Source organism: Amycolatopsis jejuensis (assembly GCF_000717335.1).
Lineage (GTDB): Bacteria > Actinomycetota > Actinomycetes > Mycobacteriales > Pseudonocardiaceae > Amycolatopsis > Amycolatopsis jejuensis.
In genome coordinates this window covers 56785-79221 of record NZ_JNYZ01000002.1, presented here as the reverse complement: position 1 = coordinate 79221, position 22437 = coordinate 56785, and the positions used below count along the sequence as shown (strand labels likewise).

General features: G+C 69.3%; 2 protein-coding genes. Both read right to left on the bottom strand.

Translation table 11 applies throughout. The annotated features are described in order from the left end of the window. Positions 1-179: 179 nt before the first annotated feature. Positions 180-389: an MbtH family protein gene (locus tag OO71_RS01815; protein ID WP_033287827.1), complete on the bottom strand. Its 210-nt coding sequence runs from the start codon at positions 387-389 to the stop codon at positions 180-182. Between the two features lie 16 nt (positions 390-405). After that, a complete protein-coding gene (locus OO71_RS01810; RefSeq protein ID WP_033287826.1) occupies positions 406-22431 on the bottom strand; it encodes a non-ribosomal peptide synthase/polyketide synthase in 22026 nt (7341 codons plus the stop codon). Between the last annotated feature and the right edge of the window lie 6 nt (positions 22432-22437).

Genomic DNA, 22437 nt, shown 5'->3' with positions numbered 1-22437 from the left:
AGATGCCTTGATAAGCCCCCTCCGCACGTGTTTCGGCTTCGTATCGGGGCGCAGGGCCGGGTCTGGGCTGCCGGGTCTCGTGGGGTGCGCGGGTGCGGCTGGGGTGGTGGGTCAAAGGCTGTGAAGGGAACCATGAGGGAATCTGATTCCGTGATGGTTCCCTTCACGGACTTCCGGCGTCAGGGGTTCATGGCGTTGATCAGGGACTTGGGGCGTAGGTCGGTCCAGGTTTGTTCTACGTGGTCCAGGCAGGATTGGCGGGTGTCGGGGCCGAAGGTGGGGTGCCAGCCGTCCGGGATGGCTACGAATTCCGGCCACAGGCTGTGCTGGCCCTCGTCGTTGACGAGGACCAGGTAGGTGCCGTCGGGGTTTTCGAATGGGTTCGTCATGGGTTTCCTTTCCTTGTCAGAGTTTTTCTGCGCGGCGCACTAGCGCGCCCAGTGCTCGGAACCAGGTGTCTGCCAGGTCGCGTGCTCGTTCGGGCGGCAATACTGCCGACGGCCAGGACCAATATGCGGCCAGCGTCGGGCCGTCTTCGGTGAGTGCGTTCACGGTCAGGGCGTGTGACACCCGTTTGCCTGGGTCCGCGCCCAGGTCGGCCGCATCGCCTTCGGGTGCGTATGCCCAGTCGCCGCCGTTTGCGTGGCCGAATCGGCCCATGTAATTGAATTCGATCTCCGGCGCCGGTTCAGTGGCCAGTTCCGGGCCAGTCACCGGGTTCAGGTGCCGCAGCAAACCGAATCCGAGGCCGCCGTCCGGTGCTGCGTCCAGGGCATCCCGTACCCGGGCCAGTGCGACCTCCGCCGCCGGGCCACCGTCCAGGGCGTCCGTTACGTCGAGGTCACCGAGGTCCAGGCAGACCGGCACCACGCTGGTGAACCATCCGACCGTCCGGGACAGGTCCGCTCCCCCGGCCAGCTGGTCCTCACGGCCGTGGCCTTCCAGGTCTACCAGGGTCGCGGTGCCCTCGCCTGCGCCGTGCCGCCGTCGCCAATCCGCGGCCGCCAGTGCCAGCCCGGTGAGGAGGACGTCGTTCACCGTCGCCCGGAATGCCGCGGGTACTCGGCCGAGCAGCGGTTCGGTGATCTCGGCTGGCAACTTGACCGCGTAACTGTCCAGAGTGGACTCTACGTCTCGCTCCGGGACCCGGTCTCGCTCAAGCGGCAACGGGTCACCACCGGCCAGCAAACCGCGCCAGCGGTCCACTTCGGACTCTCGTTTCGGCAAGAGTGCCTGCGCAGCAAGACCTTCCGACCATCGGCGGAACGAAATCTCCACTTGTGGCAACCCTGGCGGACGTCCAGCCTTCACGGCCTCCCAAGCGGAAGCCAGGTCGGGCAACAGAACTCGCCAAGAAACGCCGTCGATGACCAAATGGTGTACCAGAATCAGCAGCCGCCCCCGTTCGGAACCAGCGTCGAACCAGGTGGCGCGCAGCATGGCGCCGTCGTCCGGGGCCAGCCGGGCGCGCGTCGCCACGGCTTCCTCGGCGATCACGCGCTCCAGGGCTGCGCCGGTGAGGCCGCGAATGTCCACTTGCGACGCCCAGCCGGTCACGTCGACCGGCGCCGGTACCTGCAGTGCCCAGCGAGCGGAGGTCCGGTCGAGGCGGGCCCGCAGCATCGGATGCCGGTCGACGACCGCGCGCAGCACCGCGGTCACCTGGGCACTCGTGATCCCCGCCGGGATGAGGAGCAGTGCGGCCTGGTGGTATCCGTCGATCGGGCCGCCCAGCTCGCGCATGGCGTGCATGATCGGCGTGAGCCCGACGGTGCCGATGCCGTCGTCGCTGACCTGCGAAGTCACCTCGAGTTCGGTCGCGACCGGGGCCAGCCCGGCTACGGTCCGGTGCCGGAACACGTCGCGCGGCGAGATCCGGAGGCCACCGGCCCTGGCGCGGCTGACCAGCTGCATGGCGACGATGCTGTCGCCGCCGAGGGCGAAGAAATCGTCGTCGGCGCCGAGGCCGGGGACGTCCAGTACCTCGGAGAACATCGCGCACAGCACGCGTTCCCGCTCGGTTTCGGGGACCCGTCCGCCGACCATCCCGGAGAAGTCCGGCGCGGGCAGCGCGGCCCGGTCGAGCTTGCCGTTGGCCAGCACCGGCAGCCGGTCGAGCACCACGAACGCCGCCGGGACGAGGTGGTCCGGCAGGGTGTCGACCGCGTACCGCCGCAGCTCCGGCGCCGCGATTTCCCCTGCCGCGACGACATAAGCGACCAGCTGCGGCCCGCGCGGCACCACCACCGACTGCGCCACCGCCGGATGCCGGTCGAGCGCGGCCTCGATTTCCGCCGGTTCCACGCGGAAACCCCGGATCTTGACCTGGTCGTCGGCGCGGCCGCCGAAATCGAGCCTGCCGTCGGCGGTCCAGCGGGCCAGGTCGCCGGTGCGGTACATCCGCTCCCCCGGTGTCCCGAATGGACACGCGACGAACCGTTCCGCGGTCAGGGCGGACCGGCCGAGGTAGCCGCGAGCGAGCCCCTCTCCGGCGAGGTACAGCTCGCCGGTCACCCCAGGCGCGACCGGACGTAGCGCACCGTCGAGCACGTACGCGCGGGTGTTCGCGACCGGACGGCCGACCAGCGGTCGCTCGCTGTCGCCGATCCGCGCCACCAACGCATCCACAGTGGACTCCGTCGGTCCATAAAGGTTGAACGCTTCGGTTCCGGGCAATTTCGCCAGCCGCTGCCACAACGCGTCCGGCACCGCCTCGCCGCCGACTCCGACGACGGCCAGCGGGCACTGGTCGCCGTCGAGCAGCCCGGCGTCCGCCATTTGCCCGAACATCGACGGCGTGACCTCGATGAAGTCAATCCCGTCCCGCCGGATCATTTCGACCAGCAACTGCGGGTCACGACGGGTTTCGTCCGGCACGACATGCACGGCGTGACCGTCCAAAAGCCACAGTTGCGGCTGCCACGACGCATCGAACGAGAACGACCACGCGTGCCCGACCCGCAGGTGTTCCCGGCCGGTGCGGGCGACCGCCGGACGGTGCAAAGTGTTGCGGTGGCTGTGGAACAGGTTCACGAGTCCCGCGTGCGGAACCACGACTCCCTTCGGGATGCCGGTCGAACCGGACGTGTAAATCACATACGCCGGGTGCTCCGGGCGCAGCGGTGCAGTCCGTTCGCCGTCGGTCAGATCACGCACGTCGTGAGACTCGGCCAGGAGTTCCGGGAGCAGCGCGGCATCCGGGAAATTGTCGGCCAGCTCGGTGACGGTCAGCACCAGCGCGGGCCGAGCGTCGGCGAGCATCGCGGCGAGGCGTTCGGCCGGGTAATCCGGGTCGAGTGGCAGGTAGCCCGCCCCCGCCTTGTGCACGGCGAGGATGGCCAGCAGCTGGTCCGCCGACCGCGGCAGAGCCAGCGCGACCAGGGTTTCCGGACCGGCTTTGCGCGCGACCAGCGCGCGGGCCAGCTGGTTCGCCCGCGCATTGAGCTCGGCGAACGTCCAGGTAATGCCGCCGACCACCGCGATCGCGTCCGGTGACCGCCGGACCTGGGCCTCGAACAGCCCCGCGACGGTCGTGCGCGGAACATCGAGCGCGGTTTCGTTCCAGTCGCGCAGGACCCGCTGCCGCATGTCCGGCCCGAGGAGATCGACCGTTCCGGCGGCCCGGTCCGGCTCGGTCACCATCGCGGTGAGCAGCAGGTGCATGCTGTCGATCAGCTGCTCGACGGCCTCGCTGCCGAACAGGTCGGCCCGGTACTCGGCGGTCAGCCGCAGCCGCTCCCCCGGCTCGACGGCCCAGGTCAGCGGGTAGTGCGTGGAGTCGCGGTGGTCCACGATCTCCGCCCCGCCGGTGTCCGCGCCCGGGTAGCTTTCGAACACCACGAGCGTGTCGAACAGCTCTCCGAGCCCCGCTTCACGCTGGATGTCGGCCAGCCCGGCGTACTGGTGCGGCAGCAGCGCGGCCTGCTCCTCCTGCACCCGCTCCAGCAGCGCCGACAGCGGTTCCGCCGGGTCATGGCGCACACGGACCGGCACGGTGTTGATGAACAGACCGAGCGTACGGTCGACGTCCGGCAGCTCCGGCGGGCGGCCGGCGACGGTCGCCCCGAACACCACGTCGGTGCGTCCGGTCAGCGCTCCGAGCAGCAGCCCCCAGGCGGTCTGGACCAGGGTGTTCACCGTCAGGCCGCGGTCCCGGGCGAAAGCGGTGAGCTCCGCGGCGGGCAGCTCGCGGGTGCAGCGTTCGGGCAATGCCGGTGCGCGGTCCGGGTCGACCGCAGCGAGGTGGGTTGGCTCGGCCAGCCCGGACAACGCTTCCCGCCACGCCTCGGTGGACGCCGCGGTGTCCTGGTCACGGAGCCAGCCGAGATAGTCGCGATAGGACAGTGCCGGAGCCGGGCGGGTTCCGTCGTAGCGCGCAGTCAGCTCCGCCAGCAGTTGCGGAACGGACCAGCCATCGAGCAGAAGGTGCTGGTGCGAAACGACAAGCCGGTACCTCTCCGGTCCGAAGTGGACGAACAGGAACCGCAGCAGCGGCCCGTCCGTTACGTCGAAGCGGCGCCGTTCGTGCGCCAGTTCGCGTTCGAGATCGGCGCCCTCGGCCTCCCGCCATTCCGGCTCGGCGTCCCGGGCGACGAGCGCCACCGGCCGTCCGGATGCGAGGTAGCGGTAGCTGGTGCGCAGGTTCGGATGGTCGGCCAGCAGAGCCCGGACGGCGTCGCGCATTCGGGTGGCGTCGAGTGGGCCGGTGAACTCGAATCCGAATTGGACGGTGTAGACGTCCGGGCCGTCAGTGTCCACAGTGGCCAGGAAGAGCAGGCCGGACTGCAGGGGGCTGAGCGGCCACACCTCGGCGGCTGGCACATCCCGCAGCTCGGCACGTTCGGCGTCGGTCAGGTCGAGCAAGGGGCGGCCGTCGGTGGACCTCGGCGTGATCACCAGGTCCGTCGCCGCCTCCGCCAAGGCTGCGACATTCCGCAGCCGGAACACCTCACGCGGCCCGAACCCGAGCCCGGCCGCGCGGGCGCGGGCGACGAACTGCATGGCGACGATGCTGTCGCCGCCGAGGCGGAAGAAGTCGTCGCGGACACCGACCCGCGGTAAGCCGAGGACACCGGCCATCAGGGCGGCGAGCTTCTCCTCGCGCTCCGTGGTCGGCGCGTCTTCTCCGGCCTCGAATTCCGGCGCGGGCAACGCACGCCGATCGAGTTTCCCGCTCGGAGTGAGCGGCAGTACGTCGAGGGGGACCACGGCCGCAGGCACCATGTGCTCCGGCAATGTCTTTGCGACGTGGTCGAGGAGGTCGTCCGCTGGCTCGCGGAGGACGACGTAGGCGACGAGGTGCCGTCCATCGTGGACGATCACCCGCGCCTGCGCGACCGCCGGATGCGTGCCGAGAGCCGCGTCGATTTCGCCCAGCTCCACCCGGAAACCGCGGATCTTGACCTGGTCGTCCGCGCGGCCGAGGAACTCCAGTACCCCGTCGCGGGTCCAGCGGGCGAGGTCGCCGGTGCGGTACATCCGCTGTCCGGGGTCGAAGGGGTTGGCGACGAACCGTTCCGCCGTCAGCCCCGGCCGGGCGAGGTAACCCCGGGCCAGCTGGGCACCGGACAGGTACAGCTCACCGGCGACCCCCGGCGGAACCGGCTGGAGCCGGGCGTCGAGGACGTGAGCGCCGGTATTCCACAGTGGACGTCCAATGGGGACTCGACCCGAGACGATCTCCGCCGGAGTCGCGGTGACATCTACGGACGCCTCGGTCGGGCCGTATAGGTTGTGCAGTTCAGCATCCAGCACCGTGCGGAAAGTAATGACCACGTCGGCTGGAAGTGCCTCGCCACTACAGAGGACCCGGCGCAGGTTTTGACAATCCCGCGCGGAAGGTTCAGTGAGGAAAACCTCCAACATGGACGGTACGAAGTGGACAGTCGTCACCCCTGCCGCCTGAATCAGCGAAGCAAGGTACGCCGGATCCTTGTGCCCCTCCGGCCGCGCAACCACGAGCGCCGCACCGGCCAGGAGCGGCCAGAAGAACTCCCACACCGACACGTCGAAACTGGACGGAGTCTTTTGCAGGACCCGATCATCCGCCGTCAACTGGTATTCGTCCTGCATCCACAACAGACGGTTCACAATCCCCTGCTGCGGCACCACCACACCCTTGGGACGGCCCGTCGAACCCGACGTGTAAATCACGTACGCGGCCGACTCCGGTGTCGCATGAGTGTCCACATTGGTGTCGTCGTAGCCGGAAACATCCACCGGACCGTCCAGGACGACCGCCGGAGCCGCATCCGCGAGCATGAATTCCCGCCGCTCCGCCGGGTAGTCCGGATCGAGCGGCAGATACGCGGCCCCCGCTTTGTGCACTGCATACAACGCCACCACCAGGTCGACCGACCGCGGCAATGACACAGCCACAATGGACTCTCGGCCGACCCCATGGTCCCGCAGCCAGCGCACAAGGCGGTTCGCCCGCGCGTTGACCTCGGCATACGTCAGCTCGACACCCTCGAACACCAAGGCCACGGCATCCGGGGTCCGCTGAACCTGCGCCTCGAACAACTCCGGCAACGTCGTCCGCTCGACCGCGTGCGCCGTCGCGTTCCACGACTCCAGCACGGCGGTTTCGTCGGCCGACAGCAGGTCGAACGAGCCGATTGCCGCGGCCGGTTCGTCCGCGATCCGGTTGAGCAGATGCGTGAGGCGACGGGCGAACGTCTCGGCGGTCGTCCGGTCGAACAGGTCGGCGCTGTACTCGACGGCACCGGCGATCGTGCCGTCGGGTTGTTCCAGGAACCCGAATTCCAGGTCGAACTTCGCGCTGTCCGGCGCGACGTCCTCGCGGGTCACGGTCAGTCCCGGCAGGTCCGGCGCGTCCGCGCCCGGCGGCAGGTACACGACCATGGTCTGGAACAGCGGATGCCGCGACAGCGACCGCTCCGGCGCGACAGCATCCACCACTCGGTCGAACGGCAGGTCCTGATGCGAAAACGCCGCGAGATCGGTTTCCCGCACTCGGCGCAGCAGATCGCCGAATGCCGGGTCGCCGGACAGATCCGTGCGCAGGACCAGCGAGTTCACGAAGAACCCGACCAGGCCCGCGAGCCGCTCGTCGGTCCGGCCGGACACCGGCGCGCCGAGCGGGATGTCGTCGCCCGCGCCCATCCGGTGCAGCAGCACCGCGACCGCGGCCTGGGCCAGCATGAACATGCTGACGTCGTGGTCCAGGGCCAGCTTGCGCAACCGCCGGACCAGCACTGCGGGCACCTCGAACGGAACCATCCCGCCGCGATGACTCGCCTCCGCCGGGCGCGGACGGTCGACCGGCAGGTTCAGCTCCTCGGGCAGCCCGGCGAGACTGTCCCGCCAGTACCCGGTATGCCGGTCGTCCTCGAGCAACCGTTGCTGCCACAGCGCGTAATCCGCGTATTGGACCGGCAACGGAGTCCACTCCGGACTGATGCCTGCCAGCCGCGCCCGGTAGGCCGTCGCGAGGTCGGCGAGCAGCGGTCCTTCCGACCATTCGTCGGTGACCACGTGGTGCAGCAAAACCAGCAGGACATGTTCGGTGTCGTCGATCGAATAGACGCGCACGCGCACCGGCGGCGCCTCGTCCATCCGGAATGGAGTGTCCAATTCGGACCGGAGGCCTTCGCCGGATTGCTCCACCGCGAAGTCGAGCACCACCTCGTCCAGCACCTGCTGAGCCGCGATCCCGTCGTGCTCGACGAAGACCGTCCGCAGCACCTCGTGCCGCCGCACCAGGTCCTCGAAGGCCCCGCGCAGGGCGTCGATGTCGAGGCTGTCGTGCAGTCGCCACGCGTACGGCAGGGAATATGTGGTCGTCGGGCCGTCCAGCTGGTAGAGGAACCACAACTGTTGCTGGGCAGGTGAAAGTGGCAGCACCGCCGGGCGTTCGCCGACCTCCAGTGGCGGCCCGGCGGGTTCGGTCAGCCGCTGCGCGAGCCGGGCGATCGTCGGCGCCTCGAAGACATCGCGGACACTCACCTCGGCATTCAGCACACTCCGGACCCGCGACACCAGCCTCATCACCAGCAACGAGTGCCCGCCGAGCGCGAAGAAGTCGTCGTCGATCGATGGTGCGGGCACCGCGAGCACATCGGCGAACAGGTCCCGCAACGCACGTTCCCGCTCGTCGCGTGGCTCGCGTCCATCGTCGGTCGTGAACGCGCGATCCGGCAGTGCAGCCCGGTCGAGCTTGCCGCTCGGGCTCAGCGGGAACGCGTCGAGCACCACGAACGCCGACGGCACCATGTGTTCGGGCAGTTTGTCGAGGAGTAGCGACCGGAGTTCGGCGGGCTCCCCCGTCACATACGCGACGAGCCGATCGTCGCGAGCAACGACGGCGGCGCCGGTCACCCCGTCCACTGCGGACAACGCGGCCTCGATCTCCCCCAGTTCGACGCGGAATCCCCGCACCTTCACCTGGTCATCGACCCGGCCGAGGAACTCCAGTACCCCGTCGGCAGTCCAGCGCGCCAGGTCGCCGGTCCGGTACATCCGCTCCCCCGGCGTCCCGAATGGACACGCGACGAAGCGCTCCGCGGTGAGCCCCGGCCGCGCGTGATAGCCCTGCGCCAGCTGAATTCCGGACAGGTACAGCTCACCCGGCACCCCAGGCGGAACGGGCCTCAGCTGTCCATCCAGGACATACGTGCCGGTGTTCCAGATCGGACGTCCAATGGGGACACTCAGTCCGTCGCCTGCTACTGGGAAAGCGGTGACATCCACGGATGCCTCGGTTGGTCCGTACAGGTTGTGCAGCTCGGCGTCGAACACCGCACGAAACCGCACCGCGAGATCGGACGGCAACGCCTCACCACTGCACAACACCCGGCGCAATCCCGGGCAAACAGGGCTGTCTTCCAGGAAGAGTCGCAGCATCGACGGTACGAAATGGACAGTCGTCACGCCCGCCGACTGGATCACCGAAGCAAGGTAGGCCGGATCCTTGTGCCCCTCCGGCCGCGCAACCACCAGTGCCGCACCGGTCAGGAGCGGCCAGAAGAACTCCCACACCGAAACGTCGAAACTCGATGGCGTCTTCTGCAAAACCCGATCATCCGCGGTGAGCTGGTACTCATCCAGCATCCACAACAGGCGGTTCACAATCCCCCGGTGCGGGACCACCACACCCTTCGGACGGCCCGTCGAACCCGACGTGTAGATCACGTACGCCGGGGATTCCGGCGGAACCCGTACGCCGAGGTCGGCCGAATCGTAGCCGGACGCATCCACCGGACCGTCCACCACCACTGCCGGAGCCGCATCCGCGAGCATGAACTCCCGCCGCTCAACCGGATAATCCGGATCGACCGGCAGGTACGCGGCACCTGCCTTGTGCACCGCGTACAACGCCACCACCAGCTCGACGGACCGCGGCAACGACACCGCCACCACCGTCCCCGGCCCGGCGCCCTGCTCCTGCAGCCACCGCGCCAGCCGGTTCGCCCGCGCGTTGACCTGCGCATACGTCAGCTCGGCGTCCTCGAACACCACCGCCACCGCATCCGGCGTCCGGCGAACCTGCGCCTCGAACAACTCCGGCAACGTCGTCCGCTCGACGGCATGCGCCGTCGCGTTCCATGATTCGAGCACCGCTGCCTCACCGGGGACGAGTACGTCCAGCGCGCGCACCGGCAGCGACGGATCACCCGCGACCTGGTCCAGCACCGCCCCGAGCCGGGTCAGCAGCTGCGCCGCGGTCGCCTCGTCCCAGCGGTCCTCGGCGTATTCGAGCATCAACGTGAGCGGCCCGGTCTCGTCGACCAGGGTGAAATGCAGGTCGAATTTCGCCGTCGCCTGCCCGGGGTCGAGCCATTCGGTGGGCAGGCCGAGGACGTCAGGGTCTCCGTCCGGCCGGTAGTGGTAGCCGACCATCACCTGGAACAGCGGGTTCCGGCCGGGCACGCGCGGCGGGTTCAGCTCCTCGACCACCCGGTCGAACGGCAGGTCCTGCTGGGAGAACGCAGCGAGATCCGCGGTCTTGACCCGCTCCAGCAGCTCGCGGTAGGTCGGGGCGCCGGACACGTCCGTGCGCAGGACCAGCGTGTTCACGAAGAAGCCGACGAGGTCGTCGAGGGCGGCGTCGGTGCGCCCGGCGATCGGAGCGCCGAGTGGCACGTCCTCGCCCGCGCCCATCCGGTGCAGCAGCGCCGCGACAGCGGACTGAAGCACCATGAACAGGCTCGCGCCCGAATCCGCGGACAGTTTACGTACTGCCGTAGCCACCTCGGGCGGCACTGCGAGCCGGACCTTGCCGCCGCGTCCGGTGGGCTCTGCCGGACGCGGCCGGTCCGCCGGGAGCGCGATCTCGTCCGGCAGCCCGTCCAGCGTCTCCGTCCAGAACTGCAGCTGCTCCGGTCCGGCTTCAGCAAGAAAATCCCGTTGCCACAGGCTGAAATCGGCATATTGCACCGGCAACGGCGCCCAGTCCGGCGCCTTCCCGGCACGGCGAGCGTCGTACGCGGTGGCAAGGTCGGTGAGGAACGGCCGGTCGGACCATTCGTCGGTTACCCCGTGATGCAGCAGGATCTTCACGACATGGTCCACTTCGGACCGCCGGTGCACATCGATCCGGACCGGCAGTTCGCGGGCCAGGTCGAACCGGTGGAGCGCCGGTTGGTCCACTTCGGTCACCGAGAACGGGATCTCCGGCCGATCCACAATGGACTGGCACGGCTCGCCTTCGTGCTCCCCGATGACCGACCGCAGCACCTCGTGCCGGTCCAGCAGATCGCCGAGGGCCGACCGCAGCGCGGCGAGGTCAAGCTCGCCGCGCACGCGTACGAACAGCGGATATCCGTACGCGTCCGCGGTCGTGCCCATCCGGTCCAGCAGCCACATTCGCCGGTGTGCAGCGGAAAGAGGAATCCGTTCCGGCCGCTCCCGCGGTACCACCGCCGGACGCGCCGGGACACCGGAACCGGCCCGCTCGGCCAGTTCCGCGGGGGTCGGCGCTTCGAACAAGTCCTTGATGGCCAGTTCCGCGTCCAGTTCGGTGCGCGCCCGGCTGATCAGGCGGGTGGCCAGCAGCGAATGCCCGCCGAGGTCGAAGAAGCTGTCCTCGACCCCTACCCCCTCCAGTCCGAGCACCTCCGCGAACAGTCCACAAAGGACCTCCTCCGCACGCGATTGTGCGGGGCGACTCTCCGCCAGCGTGACCGCGGGTTCCGCATCCGGCAACGCGCGGACGTTCAGCTTTCCGTTGTCAGTCAACGGAAGACTGCCAAGCGTTACGAATGCGGCCGGGACCATGTAGTCCGGCAGCTCACGTTTGAGTGCCTCCCGCAAGGTCTGGACCAGCTCACTGCCGCCACGCGCAGCCGTCGGACTGTTGGCGAAGCGGGCGAGATTCGTCCCCGTCGAGGCGGGCACATAGAGCACCGGCGCCGAATCCTTCGCGAAGACCGCGTCGAACACTCCCTCGGCACCCGTCGACCACGTCGTGTGCACCGCGTAACCAAGCCGGTCACCCAACGCATGCACGGCTTCCGCCTCGACGCCTTCGCCCGCCGCGTGGAACCGTTCCAGGACGTCCGGCAGCGGAGCACCCGCGTCGAGCGCCCGCATCGCGGCGAATTCGGCGGCCAGCCGGGCGTCCGGGATCTGGCTGACCCGCTGCGGCCCGCCCGCCGCGATCAGCCGCTCCAGCTCTGCGAGCGAACCGACCTCGTCCCACCGGACCCGAGGAGGTGTGGCCGTGCTACCAGCAGTTTTGCTCAACACGACGTCGTACCGGTACCGGCTCAGCTCGTTGTGCAGGGCGGCCCGCTTGATCCGGATTTGCGCGGACACTCCGGGCAGGCTCTGCGCGAGCGCGGCGAAGTAGTCCGGGTCGAGCAGCAGTTCCTTCTCCAGTGCCGCGCCCCGTTCGATGGCCCGGCGCAGCTGCGCGGGATCGGACGTGACGTCGGCGCGGGTCAGCTGGATTGCCGTGTGGAACGACCGCGCCAGCCGCAGGTTGCGGATGTCCCCGACGAACAGCGAACCACCCGGCGCAAGCAGGTCTAGGGCCTGCCGCAGCACGCCGGTCAGGTAGTCGACGCTCGGGAAATACTGGACCACCGAGTTGATCACCACGGTGTCGAAATGCCCGCTCGGCAGCCCGGCGAACTCGTGCGCAGGTTGCGCGCGCAGGGTCACTTTCGCGGCCAGCTCGGGATCTTGCGCCAATTCCCGGGTGAGTTTCCCGATGACCGGCGGGGCGAGGTCGGTACCCCAGTATTCCTCGGCACCCGGCGCCAGCTGTCCCATGAGAAGCCCGGTGCCGACCCCGATTTCCAGGATCCGCCGCGGCTTGAGTTCGCGAATTCGTGCGACCGTCGCCGCCCGCCATTCCTGCATGTGCGGCAATGGAATCGGCAGACCGTCGTAACTGGAATCCCACCCGGCGAAATCCTCGGTGAACAACGCAGTCGGGATTTCGGTGTATTCGTCGGAATAGATCTGCTGCCATTCCCCGACCTGGTCGGCTTCGGCCGCATCTCGCGCATCGCCGCTCAATTCGGCCGGGACGACGTAGCCGACCAGCCGCTGCAATCCCGGCGCCGACGGGTCCGGCCGCGCGATCACCGCCGCCTGCGCGACCTGCGGATGCCGGGTCAGCGCGGTCTCGATCTCGCCCAGTTCCACGCGGTAACCACGGATCTTGACCTGGTCGTCGGTGCGGCCGAGGAAGTCGAGATTCCCGTCCGGACGACGGCGCACGAGGTCGCCGGTGCGGTACATCCGGCCGCCCGGCTCCCCGAACGGGTCGGCGACGAACCGTTCCGCAGTCAGGCCCGGGCGGCCGAGGTACCCGCGAGCCAGCCCGGTACCGGCGATGTACAACTCACCCGGAACGCCGTCGGGAACCGGCCGCAACCAGGAGTCCACAATGTACGCGCGGGTGTTGTGAATCGGCGTCCCGACGGTCGGGGTCGCGCTTTCCGTAGTGCCGCCGCCGAGGGTGTTGATGGTGTATTCGGTCGGCCCGTAAAGGTTGTAGCCGTACGTTCCCTCGGTATCCCGCAAACGGTTCCACACCGATTCGGAAACTGCTTCCCCGCCAAGCAGGACAAGCGCAGGCCGGTGCCCGTCGAGCAGGCCTTCTTCGATCAGCAAATGCGCGTACGTCGGCGTGACGTTCACGACGTCCACCTGGTGCACATCGCAATAAGCCACCAAAGCGCTGGCGTCGCGGCGAAGCTGCTCGTCGCACACGTGCACCTCATGACCTTCGACCAGCCACAGCAGTTCTTCCCACGACATGTCGAAGGCGAACGACACCGTGTGCGCAATCCGCAGCCGCCGCCCGCCTGCCGACGCGATGGCCGGGGCGAAGATTGCTTCCTGGTGGTTGAGCTGCATGTTCGTCAGCCCGCGGTACGGCGTGACGACGCCCTTCGGCCGCCCGGTCGAGCCCGACGTGTAGATCACGTACGCCGGGTGCTCCATCCGATCAGGACGGTCGCGCGAGAACAGCGGACGCTCGGTGTCGCTGATATCCGCGGCCGACATCGCCGCCAGCTCGGCACGGATTTCGTCGCTGTCGACCAGTACGCGGGGCAGGTCGTCCGGCAGCGATTCCGCCACGGCGCCAGTAGTGACGAGACACAATGGACGCGCGTCGGCGAGCATCGTGGCGAGCCGCTCGGCCGGGTAGTCCAGTTCCAGCGGCAGATAAGCGGCTCCGGTCCGCAGCACCGCGAACAGCGCCACCACCATGTCGATCGACCTCGGCAGCCCGAGCGCGACGATCTGCTCCGGTTCCGCCCCGCGCGACAACAGGACGCGCGCCATCCGGTTCACCGCGCCATCGAGCTCCGCGTACGTGAGCCGCTGCGGCCCGAAGACCAGCGCGATTGCGTCCGGCGTGCGCTCGGCTTGCGCCGCGAGCAGGTCGGCGATCGTGTCCTCGACCATGGGCTTTTCGGTGGCCGCCCACAGTGCGGCCAGCTCGGCCCGCCGGTCGGCAGACACCGTCTCAAGGGCTCCGACCGGCGCGGTGAAGTCACCGATCAGCTGCTCGACGAGCGTGGTGAACCGGCCGAGCAGGTCCGCCGCCTCGGCCGCGTCGACCACATCGTCCCGATAGGACAGTGTGACCCGCATCGAGGTACCCGGCGTGACGACCAAGGTCAGCGGGTAATGCGTGGCGTCGATGTTGATCAGATTCGTGATGCCGTGCCGGTGCTGCAGCCCGGCGTACCGCTCGTCGCCGTCCGCGCCGCGCAGCACGAAGAGGGTGTCGAAGAGGACGCGGTGACCGGATTCCCGTTGCAGCACGCCGAGACTCATGAACTCGTACGGCGTCAAGTCCATCCGCTCGGCCTGGACACGGCGCAGCAGATCGAGCACGGACTCGTCCGGCTGCAGCCGGACCCGCGTGGGTACCGTGTTGAGAAACAGACCGATCGTGGTCTCGATGTCCGCGACCTCAGCCGGGCGACCGGCTACTGCCGCACCGAACACGACGTCCGGCCGTCCGACCACTGTGGACAGCACGAGCGCCCAAGCAGCGTTCAGCACGGAGTTCACCGTGAGACCGTGCCGCCGGGCTTCGTCGCGAAGCTGCGCGGTCGTCTCCGGAGACAGGTACGTGTCGAGATTGACCGGCGTGACCGGCTCCCGGCCCTGCGTATCCGGCCCGATCAGCGTCGGCTCGGACAGACCGGACAACGCCGTCCGCCACGCACCGGTTGCCACTTCGGTGTCCTGTTGGGACAGCCACTGTAGATAGTCCACATAGGACCCGTAGGACGGCAGGGTGCGATCGTCGCCACCCAGCTCGTAGAGCGCGAAGAGCTGTTCGAGGAACAGCCAGGCCGACCAGCCGTCCCACAGCAGCAGATGCCGGTTCAGCACGATGCGGTCGCGTTCGGTACCCAGCCGCACGAGGGTGATCCGGAACAGCGGCGGCGCGGCGAGATCGAACCGGGTGGCGCGGTCGCGGTCCATCAGCTCGGTGAGCTGCGCCGTCTGATCCTCTTCGGACAGTCCGCGAAGGTCCACTTCGGTCACCGGCGGCGCGAACCCGGCGGTGACGAACTGGACCGGTCCGCGCAGGCCTTCGCTGGTGAACCCGGCCCGCAGGCTCGGGGTGCGGGCCAGCAACGTGGTGCACGCCGCGCGCAGCCGGTCGGCGTCGAGGTGCCGGTCGAGGTCGATGGCCTCCTGAATGGTGTAGATGTCCACTCGGGACTGGTCGTAGCTGGAGTGGAAGAACAACCCTTCCTGCAACGGCGACAGCGGCCAGATGTCCGCGAGCGGCTGCCCGGCCACCCCCTGGACGTGCTCGATCTCGTCCTGACCCAGCTCGATCAGGTGCAGGTCCGAAGTGGTCAGTCCGGCTGACGACGGTTCCACCGCGGCCAGCTCGGCGCAGGCTGCTGCGAAAGCATCGGCCAACACGGCGCCCGCGAACGTGAGGACCAGCCGCGGACCGTCCACGGTGTCAACGCAGGTCGCGCCGATCCGCAGTGCGTGGCCGCCGACGGGTGCGCCGGGGCCGGTTTCGAACGCCCAGTCCCCCGTGGACGGCACCTCGCCCGCGTATCGGAGCAGCACGTCCGGGCGGGTGAGCTGGGCGAACAACGGCGCCGTCTGCGGGTTGAGGTACCGCAGCAGGCCATAGTCGCCGGGCGCCTGCCGACGGCGGTCGCGGACCTGTTTCACCAGGTCAAGCGGCGAACCGGACGCCGTCAGCCGCAGCGGCGTGACGGTATGCAAGGCCCCGACCGCGTCCGGGGCGTCGCTCGGCCGCTCCAGGACGTCGACCAGCAGCTCGCCCCCGGCCATCCGGAGCGCGGCCAGCAGAACGTCGAGGACATCGCCGCGGACCGCCGCCGGGAGCCGGTGCACGAGCGCATCGGTCTCCGCCACGGACAGCGTGACCACCTGTTCGAGGTCACCGGCCGGAAGGACTTCCCCGGGCGCCAGGATCTCCGTCCACTGTGGAAGGTCGGCCAGCGGATGCGACCGGCTCGTCACCTCGTGCGCATAGCTCCGGAGGGACCGCTCCACCGGCTCGAACACCGGCGTGCGACCGGCTCGCTGCGCGGCCCAGGCCACGGCGAGATCGGCGGCGATCCTCCGCCACGACGGCGCGTCGACGGCGAGCGGATGCGCAACGAGTCGCAGCTGACGATCTGCTTCGGACCAGACCGCCTGCAAGACCTGTCCATTGTCGACGTCCACTGTGGCCTGCACGACGTCCACAGCGGACACTGTCCCGGGCGCGCGGGTTTCCAGCGTCCACAACACCGACGCCACCCGGGTCCGCTTGAGCCGCAGCCCGTCGTGGTGGTCGATGACCGCCTGCAGCGCGGCGGCAAGGCTTTCCAGGTCGGCATCCGCCGGAGTCCGGAGTACCACCGATTCGGTCCCGCCGTCGCCCAGTTCACGCAGCCGGTGCGCCTCGGGCAAGAGAGGGAGGTCGCCGACGCCGTCGTCGTCCACGATCTCGACGGCACCGAGCGCGGCCAGACCGGCAGGTGTTCGATGGGTGAAGACGTCCTTCGGGCTCAGGTCGAACCCCTCGCGGCGCGCCCGGCTCGACACGCTGATCGACGTGATGCTGTCGCCGCCAAGCAGGAAGAAGTCGCCGTCCGGGCCGACCTCGGGCAGGCCGAGCACCTCGGCGAAGATCCCGGCCAGCGCGCGTTCCCGCGGGTTCGCCGGAGCGGCTGCGGACACCTGCGCAGCCGGCGCCGGGAGGGCGCGGACGTCGAGCTTGCCGCTCGGCGTGAGCGGCAAGGAATCCAGCACCACGAGCGCGTTCGGGACCATCGGCGCGGGCAATGCGCTGGTCAGCGCCGCCCGGAGCGCCTCAGCGGCAATGACCCCCACGACGTAGCCGATCAGCGCCCCGTCACGCACCAGCACCGCCGCCGCGGTGACCCCGGGCTGCGCGGCGAGGACGGCCTCGATCTCCCCCAGCTCGATCCGGTTGCCGCGGATCTTCACCTGCCGGTCGGTGCGGCCGAGGTATTCCAGCTCCCCGTCCGCGCGGCGCAGCACCAGGTCGCCGGTGCGGTACATCCGCGTGCCCGGCTCGCCGAACGGATCGGCCACGAACCGCTCCGCGGTCAGCGCGGACCGGCCGAGGTAGCCGCGCGCCAGCTGCACCCCGGCGAGGTAGAGCTCCCCGGGTACGCCATCCGGGACCGGACGCAGACAGCTGTCGAGCACGTGCAGGCGGGTATTCCACACTGGACGTCCAATGGGGACTGTCGCTTCCGGACCGTCGCGGAACGGGAAGTACGACACGTCCACCGCGGCTTCGGTGGGCCCATACAGGTTGTGCAGGCGAACCCCGGTCAGCCGGTGCCATCGCGCGGCGACCTCGCCCGGCAACGCCTCGCCGCTGGTGAACACCCGCCGCAGCGACCCGGACCATTCGCCGGAAACCTCGCCGAGGAACGCGTTCAGCATCGACGGCACGAAATGCAGCGTCGTCACGCGCTGCTCCCGGATCACGTCCGCCAGGTAGGCCGGGTCCCGGTGCCCGTCCGGCCGCGCGAACACCACCGTGGCGCCCTCGGTGAGCGCCCAGAAGAACTCCCACACCGAAACGTCGAAACCCGACGGCGTCTTCTGCAGTACCCGGTCGTCCACGGTCAGCCGGTATTCGTGCTGCATCCACGCCAGCCGGTTCACGATCGCACGGTGTGTGACGACGACACCCTTCGGCCGTCCGGTCGAGCCGGACGTATAGATCACGTATGCCGCGTCATCCGGACCCGCCGCGCGCCCGACCGCGTCCGGCACGTCCGGACCGTCCACAGTGATCCGATCGGGGAACGTATCCACAGTGGACACGACAAGCGTGGCACCCGACGAGGTGCGCATGTACTCCAGCCGCTCGGCCGGATAGTCGAGGTCCAGCGGCAAGTACACAGCACCGGATTTGAGCACGCCGAGCAAGGCAACCATCAGGTCGACCGAGCGCGGTATCGCAACACCGACGACAGTCCCCGGCCCGGCTCCGCGATCCTGCAACCGGCGCGCCAGCACCGCGGCGCGTGCGTCAAGGTCCGCATAGGACAGTCGTTCGTTCCCGAATACCACCGCGGTTGCGTCCGGCATGCGGGCGACCTGCGAGGCAATCGCCTGTGGCAGCGTCCGTTCCGGGACGACCACAGCGGTCGCGTTCAGTTCCCCGATTCGTTCCAGCTCCGCCGGGGATACGAGGTCCACTTGGGACACTCGCACGCCAGGGTCCGCGGCAAACGCACTGAGCACCCGAACGAACCGTTCCGCAAGCCGCTCCGCCGCCCGGCCGTCCAGGCGCGCCGCGTCGAACTTGAGCTGGAACTCCAGGGTTTCCCCGGGGGTGGCGATCAGTGCGACCGGGTAGTGGACGGCGTCGGTCACCTCGACCCCGGACACCCGCAGCTCGCCCTCCGGTGCCCCATCCCGCGGATAGTTCTCGACGACCACCAGGTTGTCGAACAACTCTTCCTGCCCGGCACCGGCAATCCGCTGCAGCTCGGCGAGCCCCAGCTGCTGGTGATCGAGCAGCGCAGCCTGTTCGTCCTGGAGCCGACGCAGCAACCCGGCCACGGTTTCGCCGCCGTGCCAACGCATCCGAACCGGAACGGTGTTGATGTACAACCCGACCGCGTCCTCGATACCGGGCACCCCGACATCCCGGCCGGAGACCGTACTGCCGAACACCACATCGCCGCTACCCGTCAGGCGCCCGAGCAGCAACCCCCATGCCCCGTGCAGGAAGGTCCCGACGGTCAGCCCGAGCTCTCGCGCAGCCGCACGAACCTCCGCACTGTCCACAGTGAAGTGCACCCGCGCCGGACGTCGTTCATCCCCGGCAGGTTTGTCCACCAGCCGCGTCGGCTCGTCGAGACCGGCCAGCGCGGTCTCCCAAGCCGACCGCGCGGGCTCGTGATCCCGTCCGGCGAGCTGACGGAGGTACGCGGCCCGAGTCCGCGGTTCCGAAGTGGACGGTGCGGAATTCCGATAGCGACCCAGCAATTCCCTCATCAGGACCACGACCGACCAGCCGTCGACGACGATGTGATGGAACGTCAACGCCAGCCGTCGGCCACCGATCAGCGTTGCCCGCAGCAAAGGCGGGCGGTCCAGCGTGAAGCGACGAGCACGGTCGGCTTCGAGCGCCGCAGCCCCCTCCTCCGCCGGAACCTCACGCCATGGCAGCTCCGCATGCGCTGCGACGACCTGCACGACGCGACCGTCGGCCAGCTGCCGGAAGCCGGACCGCAATGTGGCGTACCGGTCGAGCAAGTCCTGTACCGCCCGGCGCAAGGCAGCCGGATCGACCGGCCCGTCGAGGTCGAAGACCTCCTGCACCAGATAGACGTCGTCGTCCTCGTAAGCGGAGTGGAAGAAGAATCCTTGCTGCAGCGGAGTAACCGGCAGTACCTCGGCGCAGGGACCGATCGCCGCCCGGTCCACATCGGACAACTCCAGCAGCGGCTCGTCGTCCACTTCGGACACGACGACGTCCCCCGCGCAGGAGGCCAGCGCTTCCGCGGTCCGGTGCTGGAACACTTGACGTGGCGTGATCGCCAGCCCCTGCGCGGCCGCGCCGAGGACCAGTCGGATCGACGAAATGCTGTCGCCGCCGAGCGCGAAGAAATCGTCGTCCGCACCGACCGTCGGAACGCCGAGCACGTCCGACATCACCGAGCACAGTGCACGTTCCCCAGCCGTCCGAGGCGCACGACCTTGTGCCAGCGCACCGAAATCAGGTAACGGCAGCGCACTGCGGTCGAGTTTCCCGTTCGTCATCAACGGAAGCTCGCCGAGCGGAACGAAAGCCGACGGAACCATGTAGTGCGGCAAGGTTTCCTCGACGTGTGCGCGCAGCTGCGGCAGCACTGAAGCCTCGGCCACCACGTACGCGACCAGCCGCCGGTCCCCCGGCTTGACCTCGCGCGGCACGACGGCCGCCCGCGCCACCCCGGGATGCGCCACCAGCACCGATTCGATTTCCCCCGGTTCGATCCGGAAACCCCGGATCTTGACCTGGTGGTCGGCGCGGCCGAGGAAGTCGAGATTCCCGTCGGCACGCCAGCGGACCCGGTCGCCGGTGCGGTACATCCGTTCGCCCGGCCCGGCGAACGGATCGGCCACGAACCGCTCCGCCGTGAGCCCGGACCGCCCCACATAGCCCCGGGCCAGGCCGCGACCGCCGACGTACAGCTCGCCTTCGACCCCGACCGGCACCGGGTTGAGCGCGGTGTCCAGCACGTAGGCGTGGGTGTTCGGGTCAGGGCGGCCGATCGGGATCGGCCCGGTCCAACCCGGCTCCGCAGCCCACAGCGTGGAGTTCACCGTCGCCTCGGTGAGCCCGTACGCCGCCACGACTCGCAGGTCTTTCGCCCACCGCGCGATCAATTCCGGCGGCACGGTCTCGGTGCCCACGATCAGCACCGCGCCCTGCGGCAGGTCACATTCCGGCGGCAATGCGGCGACCAGCGACGGCGGCAGGATCATGTGCGTCGCGCCGTGTTCTTCGACGTACCCGGTGAGCTCGGCCCCGGCGACCCGGCGGTGCGCGGGGACCACGATCACGCGCCCGCCCACGCACAGCGACATCACCAGGTCCCACACGGTCACGTCGAATCCGACGGACGCGAACTGCGCGACCCGGCTGTCGCGCGTGATACCGATCCGCTCGGTGGCGGTCGCGATCAGGCTGCCGATTCCGTCGTGCGAGACCACGACGCCCTTCGGTTTCCCGGTGGAACCGGACGTGTAGATGACGTAAGCGGCGTTACCCAGACGCAGGCTGGGCAGCGCCACCGGCTCGGCGGGCTCGTCCACCAGCACCGACGGCACGCCGGCCGGAAGCTGGGCGAGCATCTCGCGGCTCGACAGCACCACGGCGGCCTGGGCGTCTTCGAGCATGAAGGCCAGCCGGTCCTCGGGATGGTCGAGGTCGAGCGGCAGGTACGCCGCGCCCGCCTTGAGCACGCCCAACAGCGCCACGACCAGGTCCGCGGACCGCGGCAAGGCCACCGCGACGACGTCCTCGACACCGACCCCGCGCCCGATCAGCAGCGCGGCAACCCGGTCGGCCGCCGCGTCCAGTTCGGCATAGGTGAGCCGGACGTCCTCGCACACGACGGCGATGGCGTCCGGCTGACGGACGACCACCTCGGCGAACGCGGCGGGCCACGAGGCTTCCGGGGCTTCCGCGGGTGAGGTGCCGAACTCGATCAGCACCTGCTCCCGTTCCGCTTCGGTGAGCAGGTCGATCGCAGCCACCGGACGATCCGGGTGCGCCACCATCGCGTCGAGGACCGCGGTGAACCGGCGAGCGTGCTCCGCCACCGAAGCGGCACCGGCGAACTCCAGCCGCAGCTCGGTCCCTTCGTGTGCGGTGACCACGAGATCGGTGACCGGGCCGAGTGAGACACTGTGGACAGTCGCGGTCGCCGGTCCAAACGCGACAGTCACCTCGGGCAGGTAATTGAGGGTCAGGCCGGTCAATTCCGGCATCCCGCCGGACAATCCGCAGTCCCGCGCCAGATCCTCGCCGCGGTAACGGGCATGGGCAAGCAGCTCGGCAACCTCGCCGGTGACCGAGTCGATCAGCTCGGCCACCGTCATCCCCGGCCGCACGGAAACCCGTAATGGCAGCAGATTCGACTGCATCCCAGGAAGATCCCGAACCTCCGGCGATGAGCGCACGGCAACCGGCAAGCCCAGCACCACATCCTCGACGCCGGTCACCCGATGCGCATACGCGGCCAGCGCGGCGAGGACCACCCGCGAGAGACGGGTACCGTGATCGCCGGAAAGTTTGCGCAGAGCCGCGACATCGTAAGGGTGGCTATCCCGGCCGGAACCGGAATAGCCACTCGCGAGACGCACCGGATCCGGCCGCCCCGCCATTTTCTCCCGCCAGTACGCCCGGTCGCGTTCCTGCTCAGCCGACCCGGCATAAACCTGGTCCGCCGCCCGTAGCGGCGCCAAGCCCCAGTCCACTGTGGATTCGGTACCGGCATAACGGGCCGCCGCCCGGCGCGTGATGGCCGCCTGCCCGTGCGCGTCGATGACCAGGTGGTGGTAGATCTGCGCCCACCACACTCGCCCGGTACCGAGGATCAGCAACGCATGCGTGGTCAACGGCCCGCGCGCCAGGTCGACCGGTTCCGTGCGCACGACCTCGATCCACGCCAGCGCCGCCGCCTCCGGATCGGGGTCCCCGGCGAGGTCCAGCACCGGCACGTCGACGACCGGCGGAGCCGGATACTGCCGCGGCACGCCGTCAGCGCCGACCGCAGCGGTGACATGCAGGCTTTCCGCCTCCCGCACCGTCTCCCGCACGGCGGACACCAGCCGGGGCAGCTCCACGTCGCCGCGCACGTCCGCGTACCAGGCAATGCGGTACGCCGGGTCGCCGGGGGCGAGCGAATGCGCGAAGAAGACCCCGGCCTGCGCCGCGGTCAGCGGGAAACCGGGCTCGGCGCCGGTCATCTGCGA